We start from the raw sequence: 13,191 nt of genomic DNA on the forward strand, positions 1-13,191 counted from the left end.
ACTTTTTACAAAGTGGCACGACCTTCTCTTCTTCTTTTTTGAAACGCTGCGTAAACTAAACTACTGATAAAAACAAACAATCCTAACAACATTAATCGAGCAAAATTAAGATAGAAAATTTTATCTTCCAACTGTGTAATTAGAGCCGAATCAGTCGCTACCGCTATTTGTTCTTTAATACCTGCGTGTGTAATCGTTTTAATAATTGAACCATTATCCAATACCCACGTTTTACCAGAAATCAAATTATTCATATTTCCTGACCAGTCATTATCTAGCGGTTTAAATACCGATCCCATAAAAATAATAATCAACATCAATGGTGTAACATACTTGATAATATATTTATAAATAGTAGGCACTTTAATATCCGCCCCATTGGTAATCGCTGGCCAACCTTTTTCCATTCCGAAAATCCATGAAAACAAAATAGTTTCAAGCATTGCAAACAATACTAAACTTACCGTTCCTGCCCAATAATCATATTCATCAAACACCCCTTCTTGAAAGAAAATAACCGTAGGTAATCCTAAAATTAAAGCAATTAAACCAAATGACCAAGCTCCTTTATTCTGATTCCAGCCAAATTCATCCCGCATAAAACCTATCCATGGAGTCCCCATCGCTAGTGAAGAAGTAATTCCTGCAAAAAACAATAAACCAAACCAAAGTACCCCAGCAAATACAGCAATTAAACTTCCCCACTGTTGAAACAGATAAGGCATCGTTTGAAATGCCATCCCAAAACCAGCATTTTGAATTACCCAGTCCAGTCCTAAATAACCTGCAGCAATAGGGATTACAATTAAACTTCCTAAAACCACCTCAACAAATTCATTCATAAATCCTGCTGAAACAGCATTCAATGCGACATCATCTTTTTCTGCTAGGTAAGACGAATAACAATGTACTGTCCCCATCCCAACTGATAAGGTAAAAAAGATTTGTCCAGCTGCTGCCATCCATACTTTTAAATCTAACAAAGAACTGTATTGCGGTGTCCAAAGAAAATTAAGTCCATCCCAAGCATTAGCGTCTGGAAAAATCTCAGAAGCTCCTGAAGTTCCCAAAGTCAATCCTTTGATCGCTAAAATAGCTCCAAATAAAATCAAAAGTGGCATACCAATTTTCGCCACTTTTTCAATTCCTCTAAGCCCTTTCGATAAAATATAAGTATTGATAATCAAACAAATTACATAAAAAATAACTCCTTCATAAGGAATTCCTGTTGTGGAATGCCCTATATCAACATAATCACCAAAAAAAGCAGCAACATTCGCCTGACTCATTCCGTCAAAAGTTCCTATTAGAGAATGATAAACATAAGACATTGTCCAAGATTCGATATAACAATAATAGGCAGCTACAGCGATATTAGTAAAAATCCCAAAAACCCCTATATACTTAAGCAGTCTTCCTTTGACCATGGAATCCAAGATATATGGCGTGCTGTGGTTCCCAAATTTACCACCAAATCGGCCCGAAGACCATTCGATGAAAAGCAACGGAATCCCCATGATTAAAAAACAAATTAGATATGGAATTATAAAAGCTCCCCCACCATTTTGAACTGCTTGGACAGGAAATCGTAAAAAATTCCCCAAACCTACAGCATTTCCGGCCATTGCTAAAATTAAACCTACACGTGAACCCCAAGCATCTGATTTTACGGCCAAAATATATTGATTAAATTAATATTGATTATTGTTAAAATAAAAAAAGAGTAAATTGTTAAAGGTCAAAAACCGAAGTTCGCTTAGCACGAATCAAATCTTTCAACCGAATCCAAAAAGCGAGAATCAGGTAAATCCCAAATCCCAACCCTACGGTTACAAAGGAGATATAAATAAAAAAAAGTCGAACACTATTAGCACGCATTCCCAACTTATCCGCCAAACGAGACGAAACATGAAAACCATGCTTTTCTAAAAAAAATTTAAGTTTGATAATTGCTGACATCTAATTTATTCTTTTTGACTTCGTTGCTTTATAAATCTTGTATTACGAATTTAACTTTTTATTCACTTATTGCGTAAAACTACAAAAAAAATAATTACTCCTTCATTCTTAGTTCGTTTTCAACAACTCCACACCTATTGCGCATTCCAAACATTTACTTTTTATACAATATTCATTTTTAAGTTGGAGCAAAGACTGGGTTTCAAATGCATTCTGTGGCTTGATACCGTGAATTACAAATTTATCCATAATACTATTTTTCTCTGCTTGAACTTGAGAAAGTAATTGAATTAGATCTTCAGAAACTTCTAAACCTTGACTTTTTGCATAAGCAAACTGTAAAGGAATAATCGTATTGATAGTAAGTAAATCGATAAATGAATGAGACAATCGCTTCTTCTTTTTGGGACTTTGTTTGTCAAAACTATAATGGTCTTGCCAATAGTCCGCCGTTGCCACTTGAAACAAATCATACACTTCTTGAACCGTGTTTAAACTTTGAATTTTTGAAAACAGGTTTTGGTGCAAATGGTATAAATTTGCCAATTGTGACAATCGTATAGTCGGAAAATTATCTGGTCTGTGTTTAAAAAACTGAACGGGTGATGTGTGTGGTTTTTCAATTTGGTATTTATGAAGCAAATAATAGTATCGAAACTTAAGATTTTTATAATAATTATCTTCTTTTTCAGTATCCAATAAACCTGCGGTACCAAAAAGAAGACTTTCTAAGTTTTCGACTTCAAAGCTTTCTTTTCTGATGACTGAGAAAGGAATAGATTGCGCAATTTGCAGAAAAGGTTCTCCGTTGGTATTGAGTCCGAAATTCTTGGCTAGTAAACAGAAAAGTACGGCTTCCCAATCACTATTAGTTTTTTCGAGTAAATCATAAATGAATTTGGACTTTCTTTCCAATCGCTCAAAAAACAATCGTTCTTGCCAGTTTTTAAGTAAAAAGCTCTCAATATGCTTGAGCTCATTTTCGCAAAAAATCCATGATTTAGGTGTTACTAGAGATTGGTAATTGTCTAATGTATTCTTATCTACATAACTTTTGAGCTCCAGTACTGGAATCTCCGTATTGTCTTGCCTAAAAATAGCAGCATCATGTTCCCAAACTACATGTAGAATCACATTTTCATAAGCAGTATCACGCTCATGATGGTGTACGTACCAATCTGAAGATTTTATATGAATCTCAACATTTCCTGCCCATTTTTGATTTCCAATGGTGATGTTGGCATTGAAAAAATCAGGCCCAGCTAATTCTAAGTATTGCCCTTGGTGATGAATGGTCACTAATTCTTGTTGCGTCGTTTTTAAATCAAGAATATCAAACTTCTTGAATTTCCATAAGTAGTGCAGAAAATCTTCTTTCATATCGAATAGTCTATAATACAAGACTAAAGTAAGAAAAATTCCCAAACGAAATAAAACTATTTTAAAAGATACAATTTAGCGCATGCTCGGGCATCAGATAGTGCTTCGTGGTGGTTGAGTTGTATGTTCATCTCGCGGCAGCAATCGCTTAACTTTGTTGGCTTTAGCCCTTTAGCTTTGTATATTTTCACAGTACATTCCCAACGTATACCAATGTTGAGTTCGTCGTAATTCAAACCGTAAAGCGCCATGGATTTGGCTAACACATTTCTATCAAAACTCTCATTATGTGCGACTACTACTCTATTTTGTAGTCTTTTTTGAATTTCGGGAAATACTTGTGCAAATGTTTTTGCATTCACCGTATCATGTGGATAAATACCATGTACTTTTATTGTAAACGGATTATACAAATTGTTTGGTGGTTTGATCAACGTGACAAACTCATCGACAATAATGCCGTTCTCAACAGTTACAATCCCTACGGAGCAGGGGTGAAATGCTGTTGCTGTTTCAAAATCTATAGCGGTAAAAGTCAATTGAAATGTATTTTTGGTTTGAAAATAATATGCTTTTTTAAAGCATTAATAAAAATCCTAATGTCTAATTTTTGAGCCCCGATAGTAGTAAAATCCTCTAGTGTTGCGATAGCAAAAACTAGAGGTTGTAACGTCACGAAGCATCGGGAGCGGGAACCCAACTTTCTAAAAATGCCAAATGTGGCGCTCCTAAAAGTCTTAATTGAAGAAATTCCACACCAATCCGAAACGAATTGCCATATCACGGAACGGCGTATTGGGTGCAGAATAATAATTATTCCCCGATAATGACGAATTAAAATGCTCTGCTTTAATGAAGATTCGGGTTCTTTGAATTTTAGCATTTACAAAGAAATCAAGATTGGGGTAATTACCAATTTGTTTTTGATTTTGCACAAAAAACTCTCCAATCACTCCATTGTAATCGTTACCATAATATTTAGTGAAATAATTCAGACTCACTCCTGTTTGTAAAAAAAGTGCTTTATCGAAAAAGAAATTTGTGTAATATAAGGTGTTGCGCGTTACTAATTCAGGAACGTTAAGCACTGCGTCTTGTTGATCTACTTTTTGGTATAAAATGGTATTATCAAAGCCGAATTTTCCGAATTTGATCTCCTTACTTACTTTTAAAGACAGATAACTGATGGTTTTCTCATATTGATTAGGCGCCATAATTTGTTGTGTTGTAGATGTTGCTACATTTTCAAAATATAAATGGTCATCAAGTGTTAACAAGGTCAATGAGGCGTTGAGCCAGGGAGTAATAGCATTGGCAGCTAAGCGATTGATTTTTTCGTTTTTGAAACTATTGGTCCAGTTGTAGTCAATAAAACTACTTTGGTATAAATTATAGTTATCACTTGGTAATTTATTGATGTTTTGGTATTGAAAATCAAACTGAAAATCATCATTCCAATCCAATTTCATTTTTGCATCAAGATTTGATAACGATTGATTGGTGATAGATCTTGAATAAAGGAATTTGCCAGTCCATTTATTTTTTTGATAATCGTATTGTCCTCCAGCAGTATTTATTTTTCGGGTGAATGAAGCGGGAACGATTGTTCCGTCTTCTTTCACCAATATTTTATAATAATAAAAATTGCTTCGGAAATCATCTAGATAAAACTGAAATCTTCCTAAAGTAGTATTTTCGTAGGTCAATCCAGCTTTGTTATACATTTTGTTGTAATGCGTATGGTCTTTTAAACTAGAAGTAACGTATGAATCTCCAAATCGATATACCGTAGTTGATGCCCCAGATGTTGAAGTTACTGTTGAAGCGACCGTAGGCTGTTTGTACTCGAAAAATTTATTTTCATAGTTGAACTGATGATTCACATAAAGATTGTTACTTCCCTTTTTAGGATTAACTCTAAAACTATGGTCTAAAAAATATCGTTTCCCTTTCAAAAAAGATTCGGCATCAGTGAGATAAACTTCTAAACTTTGGCGATTGTTAAAATTAACATCTGCACTTTCAAAATCATTTATAGTTGTTATTCCTCCATTTTCCTCATTCAAAATATCTTGAGACACAAAATGAGTATTAGCAACATAACGTCCATTTTTAGTACTATAACTAGTTGTAAACCTAAAATGTCCTGAATTAGCAAAATGGTTAATGTATTTTCCTTCAGAACGAATTCCTTTATAAGCGATTGAAAAATTCAGTCTAGGGTGAATGTTTAAAGTAAAATAAGAATCGACCAATTGTCCTTTACCAATAATGGACTTAAAAAACAGCTCCGTAACAGGTGTTGCAACCGATGCATATCGAATATCACCCGCTTCCATAAAACTAAAATGCTTCCCTTTTAACCCCATGTCTGGATAAGGTGAAAAATTGGTTAGGCTATATTGAAGTGTATTATACGTCTGTCCTTCATTAGGAAAAGCTAATAATCCAAAAGTATCTCTCCTTAAATAGTTGTGGCTGTATTCTCTTTGGATAGTCAAGGAAGTGTCAATATAAGTAGTATCTCTTTCTAAAGAAATAAAACGGTACATGTCAAGCGTAGCTACTTTTGCTGAGTCTTTTTCTTTTGGTCCTTTTAATCTGTCTGAGAAACTGCCTTGAGACTCGTCTTCTAATGGTTTTGCTTGAGAAAACAATAAGGTAGGTAATGTTATTATAAATATATAAAAGAGAATTCTCATTGGGTACAACTGATTAGGAAATTCATTGAATTGACAATTAATTTGCACAAAGGTAATTGATATAAAGCTATAAAAAAACAACTAACTTAAAAGTCGGTCATCAAATATTTAAAAGCAATAACGTTGTCTAAAGACTGATTATTGTCTTTAAATAGAATGCAAATTCTCTAAAAAATTACAATCTTTGTTTTTTCAAAATTTGGACTTATGCTCGAAAGACAATTCTCTACTTTTATCTTAGAATCTGGAACTGATGAAGCAGGACGCGGTTGTCTGGCTGGGCCTGTAACGGCGGCGGCGGTAATTTTGCCATTAGATTTTGAAAATGAAATTCTCAATGATAGTAAGCAACTATCAGAAAAGGTACGTGAACTACTAAAACCATTGATCGAAGTACAAGCTTTAACTTTTGCAGTGACACATTTGTACCCGAAAGAGATAGATGAAATCAATATCTTGAATTCGTCGATGAAAGCCATGCAAGAATGTATTTTGAAACTCAACCCTACTCCTGAATATATTATCGTAGATGGAAATAGAGCGATCAATGCGAAACTGGGATTGAAAAGTAAATCTGGAAAAAAATTCTCGAAAGTGGAAATTGAATTATTACAATCGATCCCAAATCAGAGTATCGTGAAAGGCGATTCTAAATATTTGAGTATTGCAGCGGCTTCTGTGTTGGCAAAAACGTATCGAGATGAATATATGAATGTCATTCACGAAGAATACCCAATGTATAATTGGAAAAAAAACAAAGGCTACCCTACCAAAGAACATCGTGAAGCGATTCGGAAATTCGGCCCGACAAAATATCATCGAATGAGTTTTAGATTATTGCCGGAGCAGCTATCTTTGGATTTTTGATTGAAGATAAACGATTAACGATTTTTGATGTAATCCTAGAATGCAAATTTTGTCTTCTAATTGATTTTTGAGATTGACTTTTGATTTTTGACTAAACAATTTGACATTCAAATAAAGCGGACAAATGCTTGACAATTTTATCTTTCACTTCTTGTTCATCTACTTTTTCAACACCTAGCTCTACGTTTAAAGATGTAACGGCTTTTCCTTTTATTCCACACGGGATGATATTATCAAAATAACCTAAGTCAACATTTACATTTAGTGCAAATCCGTGCATGGTTACCCAACGAGAGGCACGCACGCCCATGGCACAAATTTTACGAGCAAAAGGTGTTCCTACTCCAAGCCAAACACCTGTTTCGCCATCACTTCTCCCACATTCTAAACCGTAATCTTGTAGGGTTAGAATAATCGACTCTTCAAGGAAGCGTAGGTATTTATGGATATCGGTAAAGAAATTTTCTAAGTCTAAAATCGGGTATCCCACAATTTGACCAGGACCATGATAGGTAATATCGCCACCACGATTGATTTTGTAGAAAGTTGCACCTTTGGCTTCGAGTTGTTTTTCGGATAGCAATAGATTTTCTAAATCACCACTTTTCCCCAAGGTATACACATGAGGATGCTCCACCAACAATAAATAATTAGGTGTTGCAATTGTGGTTTCTTCTCTTCTGTTTCGGATTTTCAAATCTACTACTGCTTTAAAAAGCTCCTCTTGGTATTCCCAAGCCGCTTTGTAATCCAGACTTCCTAAATCTTGAAGTTGTACGGTTTTGTTCATTATTCAAAGACTACGTTAAGATTTAGCTTTTCAGGATTCTCCATATATTCAGTGAAAGGATATCGAACAGTAATTGTTTTTCTGTCACCACTAAAAAGTGCTTCTGGATTTGAAGTCGATTTTACTGGTTTTGGAAAATGATATTTCAAGGTATAACTTGAGGATGCAAATAACATTTTGGACATTCCTACAGAATCTACTGCTTTTGTTTTTTCCTTTAATAATGCAACTTTACGACTAAATGTTTTTCCATCATAAGTAAAACTCAATTTCGAATTATTATCTCCAAAACTTCCTCCAAAGGGGCTTTTAGCAGTCTCGCTTGTTTTTGATTTTTTTAAATCTTGTAAAACGGTAAAACCCTCCATTAAATCCTGAAGTTCGGCAACTTTATTAAAAGGAGAATTCATGGTAATTAGAAATTCTTTTTTATCGGGATCCATTTTCATGTGCATTACTGTATTTTCCAAGCCTTTGAGTGCGGCTTGTTTTTCTGGACTTAGTTTCGCTATACTATCTTTTTTCTGTTCGAAAATAGTTTTAAAACTGATAACCGAATCCAGCACTTTTTTATCTCCTTTAAGCCCCATCTTTTCACTCATTTTATCACCACCCATAGCCAACAAACCAGAAGCATCTACTTCAACAGAATATTCTCCTGAACCATTTTCCTGAATATCAATACTTTCTGTAAAATTACAAGAAGCTAACAACAGTATCGCAATGAGTAGAATTGTCTTTTGAAAAAATTGTTTCATTTGATTTTTTTTTTCAAAGATACAAACTCCTAACTAAAACTACTTTTCTTTTTTCAGTGTCGTAATATCCTCAATAATCCGATCCATCTCAATAGGCAATGTACCATTATAAACTCCACGAATTCGACGTTTACCATCTACTAAAATAAAATTTTCAGTGTGCAGAAAGTCATTTAATTTACCATAGAACCCTATCGAATCTCCTGCAAAATAATGTTTTTTGGCCAATGTATAAATGGTGTTTTTATCTCCAGTGAGTAAATGCCATTTACCCGAAATACACCCTTTCAAATCGGCATATTCTTTCAATTTCTTGACATCATCCAGTTCAGGATTTACAGAATGAGATAGCAATAAAATCTGCGAGTCATTTGCATATTTATCTTGAAGGATTTTCATGTTGTCCGTCATTCTAGGGCAAATGCTGCCGCAACTGGTGAACATAAAGTTGGCTACATAAATTTTACCCTCGACTGTTTTTTCAGTTATGGTTTGATCGTCTTGATTGGTCAATGCAAATGCGGGAATCGTATGGATTTTAGAAAACTCAGGACTGTCTTTGGCAATCCATTCTGGAGTAAATTCGGGCGTATTAAAAAAAGGCATGCCTTCCTCGGCTTCTGCTTTACTTTTTTGGCAACCAAAAAATGTTGCAATAACTAAAACCCCAACTATTAATCTATTTTTTAGTGACTTTCTCATTTGGGTTTTTACATAATTTGATTCCGATTAAACCGTATTTCTTACCTTTTTTAATCACATAGTTAGCGCGAACACTTCCATCCTCATACCATAAACGCTCACTTCCTTCTTCGTATCCATTTTCATAATGGAATTTTTTAAACAACTGCCCCGTTACATACCATTCTAGAACTTCACCATGATACTCATCGTTAAAAAATTGGTAGTTGAATTTAGGTTTTCCATTTTCCCACCAGCCTTCATGTTTTCCTTCTTTTTTATTCGAAATATAAAGTCTATTTTCTGCCAAAACACCATTATCATACCATTTTTTTTGGTCCCCTTCCAACATACCAAACAAATAGGATTTGACAAAAGCAGTGTCTTTGGAAGGATATAGCATAAACTGCTTACCCGAATATTTATCTGTTTTAAAATACAAGGTATCTTGGTCAAAATGAAATCTTTCATCTGAACCCAAAGTATAAATGGCAGGTACTTTTTGAGGGTATCTTTGAGGCGCAACTATTTCTTTTTGATTACAACTAACCATCAATAGCGTTGCAAAAAAATAAAACAGTACTTTCTTAAAAGAATAAAATTTTAAAAACATAGTATTACTTATCAACTTTAATAGTTGCCACAAAGGCACGAAGACACAAATTTCAAACAAAATCTGACGTCACAATAACTTAGAACCTTAGCGACTTTAAAAAAACTAATTTGAAACAGTTCCTGGACTTCCATAAAAGCCACTTCCGTTGATGTAGGGATCTGTATTGGTAATATGGTAATGGTAAATTCCGTTTGGATAATCGACAGTTGGGGATGTGTGTCCGTGATATGCATCCAATCCTGTTACTGCCGCCCCATTTTCTTCGGGTCCATAAACAGGAAAACCATCCAATAAAAATCCCATCAAGGCAGACTTTCCTTTGGTTTGTGTTAAATATAGTGGCTCAACATGATAATGGTAAATCATTCGCCCTGTCGGATGTCCCGAATACTGATCAAAAGATTGAATCTCATCTGTCAAAGGTTGATTAGGTCCAGCATATTGATTAAACAAAGGTACTCCGTTTATTGAAACCCCAATAGCACCAAGCGGTGTCGAAGCATGAGAACTGGCAGCAACGGGATTCAGAGGTATTTTAAACGTAAAAGCTAAATTAGTATCGATGACATTAGGATTTTTCTTGAAGGTAGATCCTCCAAAAGTAGTTCCGCTAAAAGCTTCATATTTATCGCTTGTAGTTGCATAATAAACACTTTTATGATCGGGTTGACCGTTTGTTTTTATAGTTAGGTAAGTCCCGTCAGAGGTGATACTAGTTGCTCCATAGATTTTTTTGTAAACCTCAGGTATGTTATTGATATCTTCTGTACTAGATGATGGATTATCCGAATTACTGCAGTTCAAAAACAGCAATATTGCGACTAAGGGAGTGATTAAAAAAATAGATTTCTTCATAGTTCCGAACTTAAAATTAGTGTTATTTGATTTTAGACGAAAAAATATTGTAATACGTGCGAACTATCTATACAAATACACCTTCTACTTAACTTCCTTATTAGCTTGGTGCTGTTGCATTCTACGTCTTGAGAATATTTCGCCCAATTTTTTGACCAATTCTTTATAGTTTTCTTGTTGCTCTGGTGTATTGCAAATCTTTTTAACTTTTAAAAAATGATCAAAATGTGCCTTTTCAATTGTTCTTTGATAATCACTCAAAACAGTAATCAAACTGTCTTTTACTCTGGAATTCACTTCTGGAGCTACTAACTGCTCGTACAAATTTTCTTTAGTCAATTTGATTTCTTGGTTAATACTATCAATTTTCGTCGTATGACGTTCGACCAAGGCTACAAATTGCTCTGTTTGTTTTGCATCCAAATCCAATTTTTCGATAATCATTTTCCGAACCCCAGCTCGATGATCTCTATTTCCTTTTGACTTTATAACAAAAAACACTATCATTCCCAGATTGAGAATTACAAGTGCAATCACCGAAATGGTTAATACTTTTATCTTGCTCATAACTTATCGTAAATAAAATTGATTAGAGTCCGAAACTGCTGCTATAAGCACTGTTTCTTCTATCTCTTTTTCTGTTTGTAATTCTTTATAAATCACCCTGATATTGATACTTAACAAAATAATAATCGAAGCGGCGGCGAGCCACACCCATTCCTTAGCTATTGTTTTCTTCACTTTCAATTTATTTTGAATTTTAAAAAACAAGCCATCATCAGGCAAGACTTTTACGATTTGATTCGTACTGTCCATTACTTCGCTTATCCATTTATCTCTTTCCATACTATCTTAGACTGATTATTTTATTTTTTCTTGCGGTATTCTTCAAATTTATTTCCTAATTTCTTCTTGAGGTTGTCTTTGGCTCTAAAAAGTAAAGACTCTACTGACGAAACCGTTAGCTCCATAATACTGGCAATTTCGGGATTACTCAAACCATCGATTTTGGACAAAATGAAAGCTGTTTTTTGGTTTTCACTCAATTCGTTTATAACACCAAAAAGTAATTTAGACTTTTCTTTATTTTCTAACAAAATCCCAGGATGCTCAAAAGTGGAAATATTTTGAATTTCATATTCATTCTCCGATCGTTTTCCAAAAATAAAAAAGCGTTTTTGACTTTTTTTATGCTTTAAAAAATCCAAACTTTTGTTGATTGTAATCCGGTAAATCCAGGTTTTTAAAGTCGAAAGGTTTTTAAAAGTAGCAATCGACTGGTGTAATTGCATAAAAACATCTTGAGTTATTTCTTCTGCATCTTCTACATTTTGGACATAACTCAGCGCCACGTTGTACACGAGGGATTTGTATTGATGATACATTTCTTGAAAACTGGCGGCGTCAAAACTCATTCCAATCGTAGGTAGTGGTTTTTATGAAATTCAAATATAGACGAAAATTGAGAAGATTTCCCTTTTATAACGCAAGATTCATATCTTTACTATTTCATTAACACGGAGTTTTATGGTCTAATTTATAATAGCAAGGCTTCAGATTGTGGGCACGGATTGCAAATCCGCGCTATCTGGTTGTTACAATTATATTTTTGAAATTGGTTTTAATTCAAAATCATAAATCATAGTCGAAATATCAACTATAAACCACTCTTTAAACATTTTGTAATTTCGTTTTTGAGGCCATGCTTTTTTATTAGTATTCCAGCCTACTAACTCAGCTATGAAAATTTTTTCGCATTTTTTCTTGACCCATGTCTCTATATCTTCAATATCTTCATTAATAAGGTATGTATTTGTTTCAATGGGTTTGTGTATATCCTCAGGATACAAATTATTACGCCAATCAATAAATGGTTGCTGGTGTTTGATAATAATTGCCGTTCTATTTATGAATCCTTCATCAAAATCGTTTTCATCTGTTTCTTCAGTCATCGTATCAAACATATTGGCTAAGTACTGTTCCTGCGCTTGTGTTGTTACATTCAAGATAGGATCGCCATCTGTTTCCTTTAACTCATAATCAACTATAAAGTTGGTATATTCTTTGAAATTAGAAATCTTATAGTCAATCATTCTATTTAGTAAATCAAAATCTATTTCATCGCTCTCTATAGAATTAATTGCTGCATCACTTTCTCCTTCTGGAAGTATTTGTTTCATGTTGGCAAAATTCCAAGCATTTACAGCAAAATCGAAAATATCTTCAAAATATTCAGTGTCTTCAAATTCTTTAATAAAATTTTCCAAGAATTTCTCCATTAATACTGAATATTTTACACCTTCATTCTGTACAATAACTGTTGGCTTATTATGCATATTAATTACTTTATTTTTCATAATATAAATGGGGTTTGAAAGTTTATTTTTTCATTCTAAATAGTACTTACAAGATTACATACTTTTTTTGAATTACAAAAGAAACATTTCAACCCTTTCAGAGTTTGGAACTCATAAGGGTTATTAAAAAAACGTCTTAAAAATAAAAAACGTCCTCGCCTAGCCCCGATAGAAACGGCATCCTTTTTTGCTTTTTTCGGCAAAAAAGATACAGTGTATAGCGGGA

General features: G+C 33.9%; 15 protein-coding genes. 1 reads left to right on the plus strand and 14 read right to left on the minus strand.

The window, feature by feature from the left end; genetic code table 11:
• Nucleotides 1–5: 5 nt before the first annotated feature.
• The 5 genes from ABZP37_RS00230 to ABZP37_RS00250 form a co-directional block, all read right to left on the minus strand.
• The gene (locus ABZP37_RS00230) at nt 6–1,676 is read right to left on the minus strand and encodes a sodium-dependent transporter (protein WP_366184671.1); all 1,671 of its coding nucleotides are present in this window, start codon (nt 1,674–1,676) and stop codon (nt 6–8) included.
• 55 nt (nt 1,677–1,731) lie between these two features.
• Nucleotides 1,732–1,959, minus strand: a complete 228-nt coding sequence (locus ABZP37_RS00235; protein ID WP_128194301.1) for a PspC domain-containing protein — start codon at nt 1,957–1,959, stop codon at nt 1,732–1,734.
• A 108-nt stretch (nt 1,960–2,067) separates the two neighbouring features.
• Nucleotides 2,068–3,339, minus strand: coding sequence for a DUF2851 family protein (locus ABZP37_RS00240; RefSeq protein WP_366184672.1), 1,272 nt, complete (start codon nt 3,337–3,339; stop codon nt 2,068–2,070).
• A gap of 56 nt (nt 3,340–3,395) precedes the next feature.
• Entirely contained in the window at nt 3,396–3,878 is a 483-nt protein-coding gene (locus ABZP37_RS00245) for a 3'-5' exonuclease (protein ID WP_366184673.1), read from the minus strand.
• A 198-nt stretch (nt 3,879–4,076) separates the two neighbouring features.
• Nucleotides 4,077–6,041 carry a putative porin gene (locus ABZP37_RS00250; RefSeq protein WP_366184675.1) on the minus strand — a complete coding sequence of 655 codons (1,965 nt, stop codon included), beginning with the start codon at nt 6,039–6,041 and terminating at the stop codon, nt 4,077–4,079.
• Between the two features lie 207 nt (nt 6,042–6,248).
• Here ABZP37_RS00250 and ABZP37_RS00255 point away from each other — a divergent pair, with 207 nt between their 5' ends.
• The gene (locus ABZP37_RS00255) at nt 6,249–6,908 is read left to right on the plus strand and encodes a ribonuclease HII (protein WP_366184677.1); all 660 of its coding nucleotides are present in this window, start codon (nt 6,249–6,251) and stop codon (nt 6,906–6,908) included.
• Between the two features lie 91 nt (nt 6,909–6,999).
• Here ABZP37_RS00255 and lipB read toward each other — a convergent pair whose 3' ends face one another.
• The 9 genes from lipB to ABZP37_RS00300 all read right to left on the minus strand — a co-directional run bounded on the left by lipB (nt 7,000) and on the right by ABZP37_RS00300 (nt 12,965).
• The gene (gene lipB / locus ABZP37_RS00260; protein WP_366184679.1) at nt 7,000–7,698 is read right to left on the minus strand and encodes a lipoyl(octanoyl) transferase LipB; all 699 of its coding nucleotides are present in this window, start codon (nt 7,696–7,698) and stop codon (nt 7,000–7,002) included.
• On the minus strand, nt 7,698–8,456 hold the full coding sequence (locus ABZP37_RS00265) for a hypothetical protein (protein WP_366184680.1): 759 nt from the start codon (nt 8,454–8,456) through the stop codon (nt 7,698–7,700). The genes lipB and ABZP37_RS00265 overlap by 1 nt, the downstream gene beginning before the upstream one ends.
• Before the next feature lie 39 nt (nt 8,457–8,495).
• Nucleotides 8,496–9,158, minus strand: coding sequence for an SCO family protein (locus ABZP37_RS00270; RefSeq protein ID WP_366184682.1), 663 nt, complete (start codon nt 9,156–9,158; stop codon nt 8,496–8,498).
• Nucleotides 9,136–9,750: a toxin-antitoxin system YwqK family antitoxin gene (locus ABZP37_RS00275; RefSeq protein WP_366184683.1), complete on the minus strand. Its 615-nt coding sequence runs from the start codon at nt 9,748–9,750 to the stop codon at nt 9,136–9,138. Before ABZP37_RS00275 ends, ABZP37_RS00270 begins: the two co-directional genes overlap by 23 nt.
• Before the next feature lie 105 nt (nt 9,751–9,855).
• Nucleotides 9,856–10,608 carry a YHYH protein gene (locus ABZP37_RS00280; RefSeq protein ID WP_366184685.1) on the minus strand — a complete coding sequence of 251 codons (753 nt, stop codon included), beginning with the start codon at nt 10,606–10,608 and terminating at the stop codon, nt 9,856–9,858.
• An 84-nt stretch (nt 10,609–10,692) separates the two neighbouring features.
• Nucleotides 10,693–11,175 carry a hypothetical protein gene (locus ABZP37_RS00285; RefSeq protein ID WP_366184686.1) on the minus strand — a complete coding sequence of 161 codons (483 nt, stop codon included), beginning with the start codon at nt 11,173–11,175 and terminating at the stop codon, nt 10,693–10,695.
• Between the two features lie 3 nt (nt 11,176–11,178).
• On the minus strand, nt 11,179–11,454 hold the full coding sequence (locus tag ABZP37_RS00290) for a hypothetical protein (RefSeq protein ID WP_366184688.1): 276 nt from the start codon (nt 11,452–11,454) through the stop codon (nt 11,179–11,181).
• Nucleotides 11,455–11,474: 20 nt separating this feature from the next.
• A complete protein-coding gene (locus ABZP37_RS00295) occupies nt 11,475–12,023 on the minus strand; it encodes an RNA polymerase sigma factor (RefSeq protein ID WP_366184690.1) in 549 nt (182 codons plus the stop codon).
• A gap of 186 nt (nt 12,024–12,209) precedes the next feature.
• Nucleotides 12,210–12,965 carry a hypothetical protein gene (locus ABZP37_RS00300; protein WP_366184691.1) on the minus strand — a complete coding sequence of 252 codons (756 nt, stop codon included), beginning with the start codon at nt 12,963–12,965 and terminating at the stop codon, nt 12,210–12,212.
• Between the last annotated feature and the right edge of the window lie 226 nt (nt 12,966–13,191).

Source organism: Flavobacterium ovatum (genome assembly GCF_040703125.1).
Lineage (GTDB): Bacteria > Bacteroidota > Bacteroidia > Flavobacteriales > Flavobacteriaceae > Flavobacterium > Flavobacterium ovatum.